A 17,592-nucleotide genomic window follows, 5' to 3' on the forward strand; every position below is an offset into this window, starting at 1 on the left:
GCGGCAGTGCCTGAAATCAGAACTGTGGAAAACCCAACACCTGGCGGGTGTGTCCTTCAACACGGACGAAGTAGCCGGATTGAAGTCCGCCAACGCCACTGTTCCGGATTCAGTCGAAGCGGTGGTGTTGCCGCGTGTCACGCATGAAGGCGTACACGAGCAGCGAGCAGAGGATGCAGCCGGTGACGTACCAGAAGAACCACGTCTCATGGCCGGCCAGCTTGAGCCAGGTGCCCACGTACTCGGCGGTGCCGCCGAAGATGGAGACGGTGAGCGCGTAGGGCAGCCCCACCCCCAGGGCCCGGATGCGAGCGGGGAAGAGCTCTGCCTTCACCACGGCGTTGATGGAGGTGTAGCCGGAGATGATGACGAGCGCCGCCAGCACCAACAGGAAGGCGGTGAAGGCATCGCGCGTGCGCGTGAGCGCCGTGAGCAGCGGCACGGTGCAGAGCGTCCCCATCACGCCGAACCACAGGAGCACGGGCCTGCGGCCGATCTTGTCCGAGAGCAGGCCGAACACCGGCTGCACCAACATGTAGAAGAAGAGGGAGGAGACGGAGATGAGCGTGGACTGGTCCCGGGTGAGGCCCACCGAGTTGACCAGGAACTTCTGCATGTAGACGGTGTACGTGTAGAAGGCGAGCGTGCCACCCATGGTGAGCCCGACGACGAGGGCGATCTCCCTCGGGTGGCGCAGCAGCTCGCGCATGGGGTGGTGCCCCGTCTTCTTCGCCGCTTCGGCCTGGAAGGCCTCGGTCTCCACCATGTTGCGGCGCATGTAGAAGCCGAAGACGGCGAGCGCGGCGCCACAGAGGAACGGGATGCGCCAGCCCCAGGCCTCCAGTTGAGGGCCGGTGAGCACCAGCCGCTGCAACACCAGCAGCGTCACCGTGGCGAGCAACTGGCCCATGATGAGGGTGACGTACTGGAAGGAGCTGTAGAAGCCACGATGGCGGGACGTGGCGACCTCGCTGAGGTAGGTGGCGCTGGTGCCGTACTCGCCGCCGAGCGAGAGCCCCTGGAGCAGCCGGGCGAGGATCAGGATGATGGGGGCCAGGATGCCGATGCGCTCATACGTGGGGCACAGGGCGATGATGAAGGAGCCCAGGCACATGAGCGTGACGGAGAGGGACAGGGCGGCACGGCGCCCGCGCAGGTCCGCGTAGAGGCCCATCAACCAACCGCCCACCGGGCGGATGAGGAAGCCGAGCGCGAAGACTCCAGCCGTGTTGAGCTGCTCCACCACGGGGTTGTCGTGGGGGAAGAACGACTTCGCGAAGTACAGCGAGAACGCCGAGTAGATGTAGAAGTCGTACCACTCGATGAGGTTGCCCACCGAGCCGCCGAAGATGGAGAGCAGGCGCTGGCGCACGCCCGGCTCGGCGGTGGACAAGTACTCGGCGGACGGGGACGCGAGGCCGGAGGGTTCCAGGGACATCTCGGCCCTCAGTCCTTCGTGACGAAACGGAACACGTCGGCGAGCGCGCTCACGAAGCCCATCTCCTGGATGGCCCGCAGCTCCCCGCCGTCGAGCCATACGCCGTGGCACCGCTCGCACACGTCGAGCAGGACGTGACGGTCACGCTCGCTGCGGACCTTCTTCATGGCCTGGCGGGGCTCGCACCGGGGACAGGCCAGCTCGCGCGTCTGGACCTCTTCGGCCGGCAACTTGCGCCACTCGATGAACCGCACGTTCACGGTGGACTCCAACCGCCGCAGGTCCTCCCCTTCGAGCCAGTGACCTTCGCACTGCGGGCACTGCTGCGCCTCCACCTCCTCCGGGCGCACGGGGGTCATCACCTTGTCACAGCGTGGGCAGTTCATGATGCCGCCTACGGTATCAGGGCTCAGATCCAGAAGACGATGCCGCGCTCCTCGTCCGTGGGGCCCTCGCCGTGTCCCCCCTCGAGCAGCCAGCGGCGGTAGGCCTCGATGTCCGCGTGGAGCAGGTCCGCCTCGGTGCCGGCGAAGACGCCTCCTCCGGGACCGTTGATCAGGCCCTCGCGCTGCACCTTCATGATGTCCACGTCCTGGCGGATGACCTGCGTGGTGTACCAGCGCACCAGCGGCATGAGGGCCCGCGCCACCAGCGAGCGCGGCAGATCATACGGCAGCCGGTAGCTGATGGCCGTGTAGACGAGGCTGTCCGTGGGGCCGATCGGCGTCACCTGCGAGTTGATGGCGAAGCCGCTGCGATCGCCCCACATGTAATCCACGCGGGTGATGTTCGGGATGAAGTAATGATCCGTGTGGACCATGGGCAGGCCACTCGGGTTGAAGATGCGGCCCAGCCCCGTCACCGTGTCCTGCTCCTGCTGGTAGGTGACGAGCACGCTCCCCTCCGCGCGCTTCACCCGGGCAGGCACCCGCTTGCGCGCCGGGTCCCGGAACCACCCCCGGTGCACGAAGACGGTGTGCGGCACGTCCATGAAGTTCTCCACCAGGTTCGTCACCCCGTTGGGGAAGCGCGTGACCATGAAGTACACGGTCCACTCGGGCTGGCCCCAGTACGGCACTCGGAAGGCCGGGCGGCGGACACGCTTCGCGTCTCCGCCCATGAAGACGTAGACGAGCCCGTCCTGCTCCAGTGTGTCGAAGCGCTGGAGCTTCCCGAGGTCGCACGGTCGCACCTGGAGGCCCGCGCGCGCATGGCCCTGCGCATCGAGCGCCTCGCCACACTGGCTCGGCCCGAGCGAGGGCACCTCCACCACCGCGCCCGAGGCGTCATACGTCCAGCCGTGGTACGGGCAGCCGATGCGGCCGTGGAAGACGTCGCCCGCGGACAGGCGCGCATTGCGGTGCAGGCAGCGGTCGCGCAGCGCCGCGGGCCGGCCGTGCTCGTCGCGGAAGAGCACGAGGTTCGTCCCGAGGAGGGTGCGCGCCAGCGGCTTGCCCTTGGGAAGCTCGGTGGAGAGACAGGCCACGTACCAGAAGTCCTTGAGGGCGCCACAGCGGGTGAGGTCGGCCTCGGCCTCGAGGTCCACGGCGGGCGTCGTGACGAGCGCGAGGCTCGGGGCTTCGAGTGGGTTCCTCATGGGTGCTTCGGTCCTTGCTGGGAGAACCAGGCGGTCCAGCCTGCCTGGCGATGGAGATCCGTGGGTTTGATGTCGCCAGCGCGCTGGCCGAGCGTGATGCAGCGGGCCTCGTAGTGGCGGGTGCCCTCGGAGACACGGAGCGCGCTCACGGGGCCGAGCTGGCCGAGCTCGCGGGCATAGCGGTAGTGGTAGCCCTCGCACAGGGCGCGCTCCAGAGCCTGGGCGGCCTCGTGCAGGCGCTCCTCGGGCACGTCGGTCTCGAGGAAGAGCCGGTAGGCCGGTGGCGCGTGGGGTTCCCACTCGGGAGCCACCATGGCGAACGGCGGACGCGGACCACCGAGCACCGTGGGCAGCAGCGATTCGAGCACGGTGGAGACGCGCGTGGCGGCGAGCTTCTCTCCCACGAGATCGCTCACGGCATCGGCCCGGCCCAGGAAGCGCAGACAGGGCGTGGCGTGGTGGAAGCCCTCGACACGGACGAGGTCTCCGATGCGGTAGCGCAGCAGGCCGCCGGAGGTGGAGAGGAGGACGGAGTAGGTGCGGCCGGCTTCGAGCTCATGAGCGAGCCGGGGACGGGCCTCGGGGTGCTCGGGGTCGAGGAACTCGAAGAAGTGGCTGCGGACAGCGAGCACGGGGGCGGGGGCGTCGAAGAGGGGCAGCGTGACGACGCCCTCGGTGGCGAGCAGCCCCTTCCCCTGGACTTCGACACCGTGGAAACGGCGGCGGGCGGGGGCGACGGAGTGCGCGGCCTGGGCATCGGTCCACATGCTGAGCAGCGCGAGCCGGGGCCAGAGCATGCGTCCCTGGAGCCCGGAACGGAGGGCCTCGCGAAGCACGCGAGCGCGCTCGGGCCGGGGAGAAAACCGCATCCCAGCCAGCACGGTGCCCACTCCTCCCTCTCCCTCTGGGAGAGGGTCGGGGTGAGGGTCTACGGGTGGCCTGCACACCCCGCGCTCCAGATCCTCCGCCAGCCGATCCCCATGCCGCTCCAGTGCATCCATGAGCAACGTGAGGAAGCTCGGATTCCACACGCTCAGGAGCGCCAGCTCCTCACAGGCCACGAGGAACCACAGCGTCACATACCGGCACGACTCGACATCGGGCAGCCGGGCCACCGCGCCAGGCACCGCGAACACGCGCGAGAGCACCGGTTGCAGGAAGCGCGGGAAGTACGCCGAGTCCTCCACGCTCCCCACCGGAATTCCCCCGGCCGTCCTCCCCTGCTTGCGCCCGATCGGCGAGATGGACCAGTAGCTCGGGCCCTCGCGGACGGTGGGGTGCGAGCGCAGCAGATCGAACAGCATCGGCGCGAGCGCCCGATGGAACTCGTCGAGCAGCCCCCGCGTCATGGGCACGTACTTGGACGCCCCCGAGGAGCCTCCCGACGGCTCGAAGCGGATCACGGGTTCCCGGGTGAGGACGTAGGGCGTCCCTGATTTGAGCGCCTCGATATCCGGCAGCACCGAGTCCGGCGTGGAGATGGGAACCGCCTCCTGGAACTCGCGGGCGGTGCGGATATTCGAGAAGCCGGGGACCCTCTTGGATTGGGTCGTGTCCCTCGTGGCCCGGAGGATCCGCGCGAGGTTCTCGGATTGGGTTTCCTCGGGACGCTGGAGCGCTCGGTGGAACAGGAACGCGGCCGGTCCTTGGGCCGCCATCAGCCCCGAGAGCATCCTCCGCGAGGACAGCAACACGGACATCCCTAGACCCTCACCCTAACCCTCTCCCAAAGGGAGAGGGGATTCACACGGGTTCAACCTGTGAGGCGAGGCACCCTCACCCCGTCCCTCTCCCGAGGGGAGAGGGGAAATCATGCCCTCACTCCCATCAGCTTCAGGCCTCGACGCGTCCACAACCGCACCTGCTTCATCGATAGCTCCGTCAGCGCCCACAGCAGATCCCTCGCCCGGATCTCCGCCAGGCACACCAGTTCCTCCCCCTCCACGTGCGCCGGGTTGTTCCTCGCGAAGTACCCAATGTGCGGATGCGCCGCGGCCTCCCTGTCTATCGGCGACACCCCATCCCTCACCCGGTAGTGCGCTCCTTCGAAACGCACCGTCCCCTTCCTCTCGTCGTATTGCTCGCCGAACCAGCGCCCGGCCAGTGCTCGCAGGAAGGACACCCGCTCCGGCGGCGCTTCCCAGTCGTGCCGTGGCACCGTTCGCGGGAAGTGGTTCACCGCCAGCAGGTATGTCTTGTAGCCCGCGCTCAACAGCAGCCACAGCAGCGGCCGCATCGGGTGGCGCAGCTTGCGCGCGAGCATGAAGCGCCCGAAGCGCACCTGCAGCTCCTTCTGTCCCCAATAGTCCGGGTGGATGACGGTGTCTCCCGAGAAGACGACCTCCACCGCCCGTCCCTCCACCTGCTCCTCCGAGACGCGCAGCGTGCTGAAGCCCACCAGCTCGCCCGAGCGTCTCGCGGACAGGAGGATCACATACTGCTTGTCGGCCAGGTCCCGCGCGAAGCGCTCGGCGCTGACGCCCGCGTAGCACACCTGCATCAACGCGAGCATCTGCGCACGCTGGTTCTCGGTGAGCGACTCGCGCGAAACGGTGGCTCCCTTCAAGGCGGAGAGCATCGGACTCCCTATTGGCCGCCGCGCAGGCTCGCGGTCACGGCGGGCTGCGAGAGGACGTGGTAGCGATCGGCCTCGAGCTGCACGGTCTGCACCTCGCCGCCATACCAGTGGACCGAGGCCGTCACGGGGCCCGCATGCCTCCCGAGCCCGAAGTGCAGGCGGGGATCCGCCGAGGCACTCAGGCCCCCCATCAGCCCCACCTCCCGCACCTGCTCCACGCGCTTTCCACCCTCCTCGTAGGACACGACGACCCGCGTTCCCACCGCGCTCCGGGCCGTGCGCCGTCCATCCCCCACGAGTGACAGGCCCACGAAGTGCGCCGCGTCCCTGCTCGCGCCCTCGCGCAGCGTGTTGCGGTACACGGACGCGGGCCCATGCTGGTTGGAGATGACGGCATCCAGGTCCCCGTCGTCGTCCAGGTCCGCGAGCAGCACGCCGCGCGAGTTGTCCGGGTCATCCAGCCCCAGCTCCTTCGCCACGTCCACGAAGTGGCCGGGATTCTCGTCGCCGAGGTTCAGGTACGCGCGGCGAGGCTCGTTCGGATAGATGGTGCGCCCACGGATGTCGCCCCACTTGTCCGCGTACGTGTGCACCTCGGGGCCGGACTGCATCAGCTTGTGATTGACGTACCAGTAGTCCTTGCGCCCCGAGTCGTAGAGATGATCCAACCGGTCATCGATGTGCCCGTTGGCCTGAACGATGTCGGGCCACCCGTCGTTGTCCAGGTCCCCCGCCGCCGCGCCCCAGCCGAAACGCCGCTCGTTGAGCGCACCGCGGAACGTCGCCTCGTCCTCGAGCTTGGGGACGAAAGGCTCCTTCCCCGGGTACGTCATCCACAGCAGGCTGCCCTCGGCCTGGAGCGAGTGGTGCACGTTGGACACGTACACATCCAGCCACCCGTTGCGGTCGAAGTCCGCCACGCTGGAGTTCATCCCCTTGTACGTGTCCTTGCCGATCTCCCCGAACAGCTTCCCCACCACCCGGCGGAAACGCTTGCCCTGCTCGTTGAGGTAGAGCTCATCCGGGCCGAAGTCGTTGGCGATGTACAGGTCCGTCCACCCGTCCTGGTTCAGGTCCACCGTGCTCACGGCGAGCGACCAGCGCGTCTCGTCCAGCCCCAGCTTCACGGAGTCGAGCTTCTCGAAGGTGCCATCGCCCCGGGCGCGGTAGAGCACGTTGAGGCCACCGTTGTCGGCGTTGTGCCAACCGTTGTGGAAGAAGCGCAGCATGCGCCGGTCCCCGGGATACTCGGGCGGTGGCAGCTCGAAGAAGTTGAACGGGGTGGGCGTGGCGTAGTCCGGCAGGTGCGTGGTGAGCGCGTTGGCCACGAAGAGGTCCAGGTGCCCATCCCGGTCGAAGTCGAGCAGCGTGACGGCCATGCTCACCGAGTGGTCCCCCACACCGGCCCGCGTGGTGACATCCTCGAAAGTCGCGGTGCCCGTCTCGCGCAGCAGGTTGCGCAGCAGCTTCGAGGGCCCGAAGGCCACCGCCACCGCCAGGTCCTGGTCACCGTCCCCGTCGTAGTCCACGAAGGTTCCACCGGCGGCCGCGCCCTCGGTGGTGTAGCTCGCGGCGATGTGCTCCAACACGGGCACCTTCACGCGCTCGAAGCGCAGGTCCCCCACGTTGCGGTAGAGCGCGGCGCGGTGCTCGTCCGACTTGAGCGGATGGGTGAGGAAGAGATCCAGCTTCCCATCTCCGTCGAAGTCCCCGGTGGCCACGGCATCGCCCACGCTCAGCACCCACTTGGCCACGTGCAGCACGCGCGGGTCCACCTTCAACAGCACGTCCCCCATCGTCGAGCCGAGCCCCGTGTGCGAGGCCTCCAGCCGCTCCATGTGGAAGGGCAGCGGCCGTGATCGCACCGAGGGCGCCACCACGAGGAAGTACCCCGCGGCCATCGCCGCGCCGAGTCCCCCCACCGCCGCCAGGCGCTTCAAGGGCCCCGGAGAGAAGACTCCCGCGAAGTACGCGCGAGGCCCGCGCCGCCACAGGGCGCGTCCGTGCAGGAAGAGGAAGCGCGCCGTGGCACACGTGAGGGCCGCGTAGAAGAAGGTGAAGACGCTCTCCTTGAGGTGGAGCACCAGGTCCACCAACGTGAGGGCGAGCGCCAGGAGCACCTGCGCCCGGGGCGTCTTCGGCGACGTGCCCGGATCGGTGATCATATAGAAGGTGAAGATGAAGAAGGCCGGCGCCCCCAGCGTGCCGAGGAAGAGCACCTCGGGCGGCAGGTGGTGACGCAGGATGTACGCGCGCAGGGCCGTCTGCAGCGCGTAGAAGAAGAGGAAGCTCAGCACCAGCCAGGTGCGGCCCACGCGGAAGAAGAAGAGCACCAGCGCGGCCATGACGATGAAGGCCGAGAGCGCCACCTCGCCATTGGCCCACTGGTAGGCCGGCGCCGCGGTGATGAGCTCGCGCGTGAAGAGCAGCGAGGTGGCCACGCCGAACATCGACGGGTTGAAGACGTGGCGGCCCTCGAACGTGAGCACGTACTTGGAACCGATGGTGAGCCACACTGGCAGCAACAACAGCCAGCTCGAGTGCGAGTAGTTGAGCAGCAGCGCCAGCGAGCAGCACGAGATGTAGCCACTCAGGGGCACCACCTTCTCGCGGCGCAGCAGCCAGCCCAGGCCCGCGTCCAGCGCGCTGCCGGCCGTGACGATGGCCAGCATCTGCCACGGGTTGCGGTTGAAGCCGAAGAAGGAGAAGCCCAGCACGCCGTACAGCGTGAGGATGGCCGCGAAGGGAATACGCGGGTCGTTCCACCGGGGCCACACCCAGCCCCAGCGCTCGACGCGCGGGGCCGTTCGCAACCCGGTGCCCACCGGCGCCGGATGTGCCATTGCCTGCTCAGCTCTCATTGGGACGCGCCTCCGAGCGCGCGCCGAGAGTGCAACGCCCCCGTCCCTCTGTCCAGGACAGGCGGGGGGCTTGCATGACCCCCCTGGAGCCTGCCCACCATCATGTCGCTCCTCATGCTTCCCTCCTCGTGCGCGTCCCCCACCGCGAACTCCGGACACATCCCGCTTCGCGCTCCCGTCCCTCCGGAACTGCTCGGCCGCGCCACCCCGCTGGGGCTCCTGCGGCTCGCCGTCACCCAGTGGGTGTGGATCTCCCTGTGCTGGGTGGGCCTGGCGCGGGTGCCCGCCCTGACTCCCCTCTTCGCGCTGCTCATCGCCGGCCGGCTGCATGCGCTCGGCGTCGTGCTCCATGACGCCATCCACCTGCCCTGGCGCCACAAGGGCCCCGCCCTCCGGCTGCTGGAGCTGCTCGCCGGCCTCCCCGTCGCCACCACGATGGAGGCCATGCGCTACCACCACCTGCGCCATCACCGCGACGCGGGCCTGCCCTCGGACCCATACCGGCGTCCTCCCGCGAGCCCCTGGCGCCAGCTCGTCGTGTGGCTGCGCGTCTGCCCCATCCTCCCCTTCTGGGTGCTGCGCGGTCCCTTCGGGTTGCTCGCCTGGCTCATCCCCACGCTGCGCACGCCCTACGCGCGGCTCTTCCTCCAGGATCGCTCCGGCGAGGCGCTCACCCGGGACGCCGAGGTGCTCGGCTGCGCCCGCGCCGAGTCCGCCCAGGTCCTCTTCCACCTCGCGGTGCTCGCCGCCGCCCTGCGCTGGCCCTCGGCGATAGGGCTCGGCTACGGGCTGCCCTTCCTGCTGGCCTCGGGCCTGTGCGCGTGGCGTCTGCTCGCCGAGCACACGCCCCGTACGGTGCGGGGGCGCACCCTGCGTGACGTGCTCACCTGCACCTCGGATCATGGACTCGGATGGATGGGCCGGCTGCTCACCGCGCCACTCCACGTGGGCTGCCACGTGGTGCACCACCTGCATCCCCAGGTGTCCCTGCACCACCTGCCCCGCCTTCGGGACTGGTACCTCCTGCGTTACCCTGACCTCTATCCCCCCCCGCGCCGGCCCTGATGCTCGCCCCCCTCACCCGCGTCCTCATCCTCGCCCTGCTGGGGCTGTCCGTCCTGCTCGGCTTCGTCTTCTGGCGCAGGCAGAACGTCCAGGCCGCTCGCGGTGGCCGCATCTCCCCGCCCAAGCTCGCCTGGCTCTTCTACGCCATCTTCCTCTGGTTCCTCCTCTGTCCCCTCGTGGCGCTCGACTCCGCCGTGCACCCGGACCTGCGCCTGGTGCTCGGCGGCTTCGGCGCCTTCATGTGGCTGCGCGGCGTGGCCGAGCTCTACATGCTCTACGTCTCGCACAACTGGCGGCCCCCATACGGCATCGGCCATGACGTGCTGTGCATCGCCCTGCTGCTCGGCGGCCTCTCCGGGTACCAGCTCCGCCGCGACGGCCCGCCCTCGCCCCTGGACGTGTGGGCCCTGTCCCTCATCGCCCTCGTGCTGGTGAGCCTCATCGTCGAGGTGCTGTACGCCACGCTCTTCTTCCACGCCGTCGCGGGACACACCACCGGTGAGGAGGGCATCTGGTTCGCCGACGAGGAGCAGGCCCGCTTCCGCCGCATCAACCGCATCACCCTGGCCTGCAACATTCCCCTGTACGCGGGACTGGGCGGGCTGATCGCCGTGGCCCTCGGATTCGCGTTGTAGCCACCGCCGCCCCCGACGGCTCCGGATTCAGAAGGCCTGCTTCTGGGCGGGTGAAGGAGCCGCTTACCCGACCAGAAAAGTAAACCGCGACTTCACCGTCCTGTTTCCGTTCCAGAGAATATCTGCTAATACTGCATTCAACGAAAAATTCTAGGAACCCGGTAGCCTGCCACTGTGCGTCAAACGAGCATGGCAGGCTAGCGACGTGACGGTGACGGGGAGGTTACGGGCCCCCCACCCGTAGCGCACCGTCATGGCCGTATCTCCCCTTCACCCCTGGAAGGACGGAAGATGAAGGTCTCGTTTCTCAAGAATCGCGTAACCCGTACGTGGATGATGGGCTTGTGCCTGCTGGCGGCGCCCGCCGCCCAGGCCAGCAGCATCCGGGTGCTGGATCCGCGGTTGCCCACCGTGAAGCCCACCAGTCCCGAGTTGGAGCCGGAGACGCCGGTGCAGCGGCTGGTGGTGAAGTTCCACGAGGGCACCCGGGTGCGCGTGCGTGGTGGCGCGATGCAGGTGCTGTCCGGTGAGCGCAACCCGGACGAGCGGGGGCGCATGTCGCGCCACGGGCTCTCCGAGCTCAAGCTGTACGTGGACCTGCTGGCCACGCTGCGGGTGCTCGTGGACGTGCCGCGCATGGGCCCGCCCGGACGCCTCTTCCGTCAGGACGAGCTCACGCTGGCCGAGCGCAAGCGTCTGGCCGAGGAGCGCAGCGGCAAGGAGATGGCGGACCTGGACCTGTACTTCGAGGTGCCGCTGAAGCCGGGGACGATCGCCGCGGACGTGAACGGGCTGCTGACGCGGCTCAACGCGCTCGACAGCGTGGAGATCGCCTACGCCGAGGCGACGACGGAGCCGGCGTGGTTCGGCCTCGGGGTGTCCGGCCAGGCCGGGACCCTGAGCGTGGGCTACGAGGGCCTGCAGGGCTACCTGGACGCGGCTCCGGGAGGCATTGACGCGCGCTACGCCTGGACGGTGCCGGGGGGCACGGGCACGGGCGTGAAGATCGTCGACGTGGAGGGCGCCTGGAACGGCGCGCACGAGGATCTCCCGAGCTTCTTCCACGTGGGGGGCGTGCAATACAACGACATCGGCTGGCGCAACCACGGCACGGCGGTGATGGGGGTGATGGTGGGGCAGAACAACGGCTACGGCGTCACGGGCATCTCGCACGGGGCGCAGGTGGGCCACGAGGGCATCGCCGGGCAGAGCATCGCGAGCGCCATCACACGCGCGGCGTTGGCGGTGGGCAAGGGGGGCGTGGTGCTGCTGCAGTTGCAGGCGAAGGGGCCGCGCAGCACGCAGGACTGCACGTGCAACACGAGCCAGTGCGATGAGGTGCCGCTGGAGTACTGGCGGGCCAACTTCGACGCCATCGCGCAGGCCACGGCCAGTGGCGTGCACGTGGTGGAGGCGGCCGGCAATGGCAGCGTGAACCTGGATTCGCCGGCGTACCGGGGTGCGTTCGATCGCTCGGTGCGGGACTCGGGTGCCATCCTGGTGGCGGCGGGCACGGCGGACACGCATGCGCCCATGTGCTGGACCAACCACGGCAGCCGCGTGGATGTGCACGCCTGGGGCGAGAAGGTCGTGACGCTGGGTTACGGAGACCTGTCCAGCGCGGGCGAGAACCAGTCGTACACGGGCAACTTCAGCGGGACGTCCAGCGCGGCGCCGATCGTGGTGGGCGCGGTGGCCAACCTGCAGGGCATCGCGAACGCCACCGGCAAGGGTCCGCTGGAGCCACGCGCCCTGCGTGCGCTGCTGCGCGCCACCGGCACGCCGCAGGCCTCCAGCACGAAGCAGATCGGCCCCATGCCCAACCTGCGCCAGGCCATTCCCCAGCTGCTCGGGCAGTAGACACGCCAGGCGGACGGTGAGGTGAGAACGGAGTCCCGGAGCACCGGGGCTCCGTTGTCGTTTCAGGTTCCAAGAGTGGAGCGCGCGGGCGGTGGGCGAGTGGCCCGCTGACGGAGGAAAGGTATGTCCAGCAGTCTTGTTGATGCGCGTCCCCAAGGTGCACGCGCTTGTTCGCGGATGGGAGGGCTCCTGCTGGCGGCCCTGCTATGGATGCCTCTCATCGGGTGTACCACCACTGCTCGCACCGTGCGCCTGGACACGGGAGAAGGCAGGCTCCTCGTCCATGTCCCGCTCGCGGATGTCGAGCCGGTGGAACTCAACGAAGACGAGTTCCAGGGAGCCGTGGTGGAGCTGGCTAGAAGCTCACGGATTCCTGTCCGGCCACAGGAGGCCGCCCGGCGGCTCTTCGAGGTGGACGCGCGCAGCGCTTCGTACACATACGAGCACCACAACCGCCGCATCATTCCGCTCGGACCGGGCGAGCACCTCGAGGAAGAGCCACCCGCCGCGGAAGTGGAATTGACGCGCGCCTACCTGCGCTGGTGTGGACGCACCGGCAGGACCGGAGACTGTCTATGCCTGCTGACGGAGAGCCCCCTCGTCAACGGCGATGGCCGATTCGCCCTGGCCCTGGCCCTCGCCAAGGGCGCCGTCCTGGATGAGATGCTGGAGGCGTTCAAGGACATGGCCGACCCCCACGCCATGGTGGCAGCGGTGCTCTGGACCTGGACCACGTACATGGTCCTCCTCTCCATTCCCGACGTGACGGTCTCCAAGGGTCTCGCGGCCGTCATGACCGCCACGCTCATCTCCTATGTGGGCATCGACACCTTCTGGGGCCTCATCGTGGGCTTCAAGCGGCTGATGGACGAGGCGGACCGGGCCACCACGTTCAACGAGTTGCGCGAGACAGGCGAGCGGTACGGCAAGGTCATGGGACGCAACGCGGCACGAGCGTTCGCCATGCTGGCCACCGCGGCCCTTGGCAACACGGCAGTGGGGCTGGCGACGAAGGTGCCGACGTTGCCTGGCTCGGCACCCGCGGCAGTGAGGGCCGCGGAGCAGGGAGGCTACTGGCTACCAGCGGTCGCGGAGGTGCGAACCGTGGCCATCACCACGGAGACCCTCACCCTCTCCCTGGCACCGGGGGCGACGGCCATGGCCGCCCAGGGAACGAAACCTGGCAGCCGCGTGGATGTCCATCACATCGCCACCATCGAGAACAGCAAGTCCACGTTACGCGGAGGCCCGTGGACACCGAAGTTCCAGAAGCTCTTCGCCAGGGCCGGGATGAGAATGAAGGATGCGGAGAACACGGTTCCTATCGAAGGCCATAAAGGGCCGCATCCCGAGCGATACCATCAGCTCGTCTTCGAAGAACTGGACGGAGCCATGCAAGGTTGCCGCGGTCTCGCGGAGTGCCGGGCTGCGCTGACGAGGGCACTCGACTGGCTGGCCAGGGAGATCGCCACGCCCGGCACGGAGCTCAACCAACTCGTCACTCGAGGAGCGCCGCGCTAGATGTCCTTCATGCCCCAACGCTTCTTCAAGCTGTCCGACGATGTCCATGTGCCTGGACGCTGGCACCTGGACAATCCCACGGACAGCCAGGAGCGCGAGCTGGACGACCCTTGGGTATTCAGAGCAGGGGAACCCGTGCGCATCGCGGGAAGGTTGAAGATTCCCATCGAGCACGCGGGGAGAGCGCTCGACTTCACCCTCGCGGGCCTGAGCGTCCCGGTCGTCCACGTCAGGGTCGCATCCCTCTTCACGGAACTGGCTCCCGGCGATGTACAGCTCATCCCCGTGGACATCGAGGGCCAGCCGGACTCGTACCTCATCCTGGTAGCCACTCGGCTCATCCGCTGTATCGACGAGCAAGCGTCCCGGATACGACTCTGGACTCACGAGGATGGACTGCCCCACAAGGTCGGGCAGTACGCCTCCGTGCGTGACCTGCGCATCGACCCGTCGAAGGCAGGCGACGCCAAGGTGTTCCGCGCACACGGATGGCCAGGCCCCCTCCTCATCTCCAGCGATATCAAGGAGGCCCTGGAGCGCGTGGGCGTTACGGGCGTGAAGTTCGAGGCGGTCTGATGGGCTCCGAGCAGCGACGAGCCAGATACGCTTGGGAAGGTCACGCGCCCAGGAGGAAGGGACCCAGCTGGTCCGCGTGCACTTCCCATCCGAGATCCCCCTGGCGAACGTAGCGCCGGATCCGAACCTGGTACTTGGGGAGTCCATTCCGGTCCCGATCACGGAACACCTCCACGAGGTTGAAGCCGTTGTTCGCCGAAATCTCACGGCTGCCCAGCGAGGGCGCAGCGGCGATGCGGAGCGTGCGTCCCCCGGAGTGGTTCAGCCATCGTTCCTCGGCGAACCAGCCGGTGTGGACATGACCGCAGAGCACCAGGCAGAAGCCCTTCTCCATCAGCACCTGCTTGACGGCCCCCGCGTTGAGCAGCCCCGAATAGCGCGCCACCTCCGTGGAGGGGAGCGGCGAGGGCGGGTGGTGCATGACGGAGATCCGCACTGGGAGGCTGTCCTTCCAGTGATGCGTGCTGACGCGGCGCAAGTCCCTGTCCTCCACCAGCCCGGGATCGATGCGGGCCGCGTCCGTCGCGAGCTTATCGGCCTTCTCCCGCTGCTCTTTCGTTGGCACCTTCGGGAGCTTCGCCAGTTCCTGGAGGAGATTGTAGTGCTCCCGCTCTTCCTCGATCTGCCCTCCGAGCTCACTCGTCCCCAGGAGGAGGACCGTGATGCCGAGATCCGGCCACTCGATCGGCTCGAGCTTCCGGTCGGCGGGTGGCACCTCAAGGTGCGGGTGCGCGTAGCCGTGGAAGAAGTCGGCGAAGTTCTGGTGCCGAGCGGGCTGGAGCCCCCCGCGAGTCTGGCTCCAGTCGACATCATGGTTGCCACCCACCAGGAGGATCCGTTGGGCATCTTCGCCGAGCAGGACATGCGGCTCCAGCAACGGCGGGAGCCGGTCCAGCCAGTTCCGCGCCTCCTGGCACTGCTCCTTCGTCGCCCACTCCGTCAGATCTCCCGAGATGATGATCACGTGCGGTGCCTTGCCGCTCCTGCGCAGCCCCTCCAGGTGGGACAGGTAGCTTTCGCGGACGAGGCCAGGATCGAGCGCTTCGGCCAGCAATCCGGCCTCCTTGGCGTCGATGCTCTGCGCGGACTTCGGACCGACATGGATGTCCGAGAGGTGGTGGATGCGCAACGGAGAGAGGCGAGCGGCCAACACCGGGTCGGCGATCCGAAGACGCCCCGTGGCGGCATCCTCCTCCACGAGCCCTGCGTCCACCAGCGGCTCGCAGGAGCGGGAATCCACCGCCTCGCTCCTCACGATGGCGTGGAGCAGTCCCTGGTGGCCCTCTGTGAGGGCATCCCAGAAGACATGGTGGAAGTACCGATGCTGTGTGGTCTCGGAGGCATCCAGCACCGTCTTGAGGAGCTTACGCGCCAGGGGCACGCCTTGTTTCCGAGCCCGCTCGTCCACCTCGAAGAGCAGCTCGAGCAGGAACGGGGTTCGCCTCCAGTCTGGTGGCACCTGTGCCAGCACCTCGTGAGCTTCGGAAGTCCGCGCCAGCTTCGCGGCCTCTGGGGGAGCGAGGGGGTCGAGCCGCAGGATGGATTTGAAGGAGATGCGCCCGTTGCCTCCATCCGCGCGCTGGAGATGGTGCAACTCCCGGGGCGTCAGCGCGAGGATCACGCTTGTCCTGGCGCTCCGTAGCTTCTCGCACCGAGAGAGGAATGCCTGGGCGGCATTGAGCGACGTGGCCTCGTCGCCGGTTTCGATCAGGCCGGAGATCTCGTCCAGGAGCCAGAAGCCTTCGGGCTTCACCTTCTTGCTGGAGGACCAGGTCTTCTTGTCGCTGGGCAGGCGCAGTTCCAGGTAGCACGCTGAAGCGCCCAACCGATGCTCCAGCTCCCGGAGCGTCCACGTCTTGCCGTAGCGGCGAGGCGCAAGCACCAGCCAGAGCGCCCCTTCTGGGGGAGGCGTCCGCACCTTCTGCAACAGCTCCGTGTAATCGCGGGCCGTCAGGTTCGCATCGTAGCCGCGGCGGGCGTCATAGGTGGCCATGTGTCAGCTCCTCACGGGTCCAGGGCCTCCGCGCGGCGACGGAGCCAGTCAAAGAACGGTCGATCCGTCAACCAGCGGCCCGACTCAGTGCACAGCCCGGTGTCCACCAGCAGCGTCCGCTCCTCGGGCGGCAGCGCGTGGAACTCCGGCCGCCGCTCGCGGTGGGTGAAGAGAAGCTTCCTCACGGACTCGGGGAACTCTCGGAGGCGATCCTCAAACACCGCGGAGCGCCCGACCAGCAGGCGCTGATCGTACAGCTCGGCGAGCGCGGCCTTGTCGTTGAAGGGCTTGAGGTTGCCAGCCTCACGCGCGAAGTACAGCGCGTGGCCCATGGCCTGCAAGTAGAAGGGCCACTCGCCACACAGTTCCAGGAGCCAGTCCGCCACGCGATCCGGGACCAAACCTGGGACCGCCTCCGTGAGGAAGCGGCGCGCCTCCTCTTGGGGGATGGGCTCGAGCACGACCGGAGTGAAGTCGTTGCCAAAGGAGGAACCGGGGCAGACCTCGTTGGCGCGGCGGATGATCCGTACCCAGTCCCAGTGCGAGCCCGCGAGCACGAGGGCGGCATGGCGCTGGCCCAACTCGCGCAGCCACGGGAAGAGCGTCTCGTCGCCCCGCTCGAGCGCGCCCACCTCGTCCAGGAGGTAGACGTGGCGGAGAGCCTTGGCCCGGGAGCGCCTGCCCAGCTCCCGGAGCAGCTTGTCGCCAGGTGAGGAGCCGCGCGGGGTGGAGGTCGCCAGCGCTGGCTCCAGCAGCAGCGCCAGCTCGTCGGCGGAGCGGGGCGGGCGTCCCTGGAGTGACTCGTAGCGGACTGTGTACCCAGCCTCGGAGAGACGGTGAGACATGTGCTCCAGCAGCCATGTCTTTCCCGCCCTGCGGGGGCCCAGGAGGATGGCCGGGCTGCGTCCTGTCACCAGCGCGAGCAACTCGTGGACGGTGGTCTCCCGGCCCACGAGGTGCCCGTCGTCTTCGAGCGCGGAGCCAGGCCGGAATGGGGAGGAGGGGAGCGCTTCAGCGGAGGGGGAAGGAGACGAAGCCTTGGGAGCCGATTCAGGAACGTGGTGACACTCGCCATCCCAGGGCTCGCCGCCTGACCAGCCTCGTGCGGCCAGCTCTTTTGCCAGCTCGTTGCTGTCTCCTGGCCTGCCTTCCAGCGCCGCCCTCACCTTGTCAGGCCGGTAAAGAATGGAGCGCAGCATTCGAGGGAGGGGGAGGTAGAGGAGCGTCTCAGGCCGCTCGGGTCGAGCCACGGACAACCAGTGGCGCGAAGGATCTCCGTTGAAGAGACAATAGCCGCTCGGTGTGGACGCCAGGCTGCTCGGGCCCGCTACCCTCCACTTCACCAGGAGCTGGCCTTTCTTGGTATCCCAGATGCACAGGCCGTCAGACCCCGAGGAGGCCAGCCTCCGTCCGTCCCCGCTCCAGGACACGGACAAGACAATGCCTGCGTGACCCGAGAGGGAGCGCA

13 protein-coding genes are annotated in these 17,592 nt (G+C 68.2%); 5 read left to right on the plus strand and 8 right to left on the minus strand.

The genetic code is table 11. The annotated features are described in order from the left end of the window. Positions 1 to 109 precede the first annotated feature (109 nt). The 6 genes from Q664_RS35825 to Q664_RS35850 all read right to left on the minus strand — a co-directional run bounded on the left by Q664_RS35825 (position 110) and on the right by Q664_RS35850 (position 8,456). Positions 110 to 1,438 carry an MFS transporter gene (locus Q664_RS35825; RefSeq protein ID WP_052519086.1) on the minus strand — a complete coding sequence of 443 codons (1,329 nt, stop codon included), beginning with the start codon at positions 1,436 to 1,438 and terminating at the stop codon, positions 110 to 112. A gap of 8 nt (positions 1,439 to 1,446) precedes the next feature. After that, complete coding sequence (locus tag Q664_RS35830) at positions 1,447 to 1,824, minus strand: TFIIB-type zinc ribbon-containing protein (RefSeq protein ID WP_075207611.1); 378 nt, start codon at positions 1,822 to 1,824, stop codon at positions 1,447 to 1,449. A gap of 23 nt (positions 1,825 to 1,847) precedes the next feature. Further along, a complete protein-coding gene (locus Q664_RS35835; protein ID WP_052519087.1) occupies positions 1,848 to 3,035 on the minus strand; it encodes an aromatic ring-hydroxylating oxygenase subunit alpha in 1,188 nt (395 codons plus the stop codon). Continuing rightward, complete coding sequence (locus Q664_RS35840) at positions 3,032 to 4,735, minus strand: GH3 auxin-responsive promoter family protein (RefSeq protein WP_235217007.1); 1,704 nt, start codon at positions 4,733 to 4,735, stop codon at positions 3,032 to 3,034. Before Q664_RS35840 ends, Q664_RS35835 begins: the two co-directional genes overlap by 4 nt. Positions 4,736 to 4,845: 110 nt before the next feature. Further along, positions 4,846 to 5,613, minus strand: coding sequence for a hypothetical protein (locus tag Q664_RS35845; RefSeq protein WP_043406322.1), 768 nt, complete (start codon positions 5,611 to 5,613; stop codon positions 4,846 to 4,848). Between the two features lie 8 nt (positions 5,614 to 5,621). After that, positions 5,622 to 8,456, minus strand: coding sequence for a CRTAC1 family protein (locus tag Q664_RS35850; protein WP_200883813.1), 2,835 nt, complete (start codon positions 8,454 to 8,456; stop codon positions 5,622 to 5,624). Positions 8,457 to 8,576: 120 nt separating this feature from the next. Here Q664_RS35850 and Q664_RS35855 point away from each other — a divergent pair, with 120 nt between their 5' ends. From Q664_RS35855 to Q664_RS35880, 5 genes are all read left to right on the plus strand, one after another. Next, complete coding sequence (locus tag Q664_RS35855) at positions 8,577 to 9,539, plus strand: fatty acid desaturase family protein (RefSeq protein ID WP_052519089.1); 963 nt, start codon at positions 8,577 to 8,579, stop codon at positions 9,537 to 9,539. Beyond that, positions 9,539 to 10,174 (plus strand): hypothetical protein, encoded by a 636-nt coding sequence (locus tag Q664_RS35860; RefSeq protein ID WP_043406323.1) that lies wholly within the window; start codon positions 9,539 to 9,541, stop codon positions 10,172 to 10,174. The genes Q664_RS35855 and Q664_RS35860 overlap by 1 nt, the downstream gene beginning before the upstream one ends. 291 nt (positions 10,175 to 10,465) lie before the next feature. Beyond that, positions 10,466 to 12,034 (plus strand): S8 family peptidase, encoded by a 1,569-nt coding sequence (locus Q664_RS35865; protein WP_043406324.1) that lies wholly within the window; start codon positions 10,466 to 10,468, stop codon positions 12,032 to 12,034. 177 nt (positions 12,035 to 12,211) lie between these two features. Next, positions 12,212 to 13,555, plus strand: coding sequence for an AHH domain-containing protein (locus tag Q664_RS35870; RefSeq protein ID WP_052519090.1), 1,344 nt, complete (start codon positions 12,212 to 12,214; stop codon positions 13,553 to 13,555). 9 nt (positions 13,556 to 13,564) lie between these two features. After that, positions 13,565 to 14,131: an imm11 family protein gene (locus tag Q664_RS35880; RefSeq protein ID WP_043406361.1), complete on the plus strand. Its 567-nt coding sequence runs from the start codon at positions 13,565 to 13,567 to the stop codon at positions 14,129 to 14,131. A gap of 40 nt (positions 14,132 to 14,171) precedes the next feature. On the opposite strand, the gene Q664_RS35885 is transcribed toward Q664_RS35880, so the two are convergent. Both Q664_RS35885 and Q664_RS35890 read right to left on the minus strand, forming a co-directional pair. Next, complete coding sequence (locus Q664_RS35885; RefSeq protein WP_043406331.1) at positions 14,172 to 16,124, minus strand: metallophosphoesterase family protein; 1,953 nt, start codon at positions 16,122 to 16,124, stop codon at positions 14,172 to 14,174. Positions 16,125 to 16,135: 11 nt separating this feature from the next. Beyond that, complete coding sequence (locus Q664_RS35890; RefSeq protein ID WP_160174575.1) at positions 16,136 to 16,969, minus strand: hypothetical protein; 834 nt, start codon at positions 16,967 to 16,969, stop codon at positions 16,136 to 16,138. Positions 16,970 to 17,592 lie beyond the last annotated feature (623 nt).

Origin of the sequence: Archangium violaceum Cb vi76 (genome assembly GCF_000733295.1) — a bacterium.
Classification (GTDB): domain Bacteria; phylum Myxococcota; class Myxococcia; order Myxococcales; family Myxococcaceae; genus Archangium; species Archangium violaceum.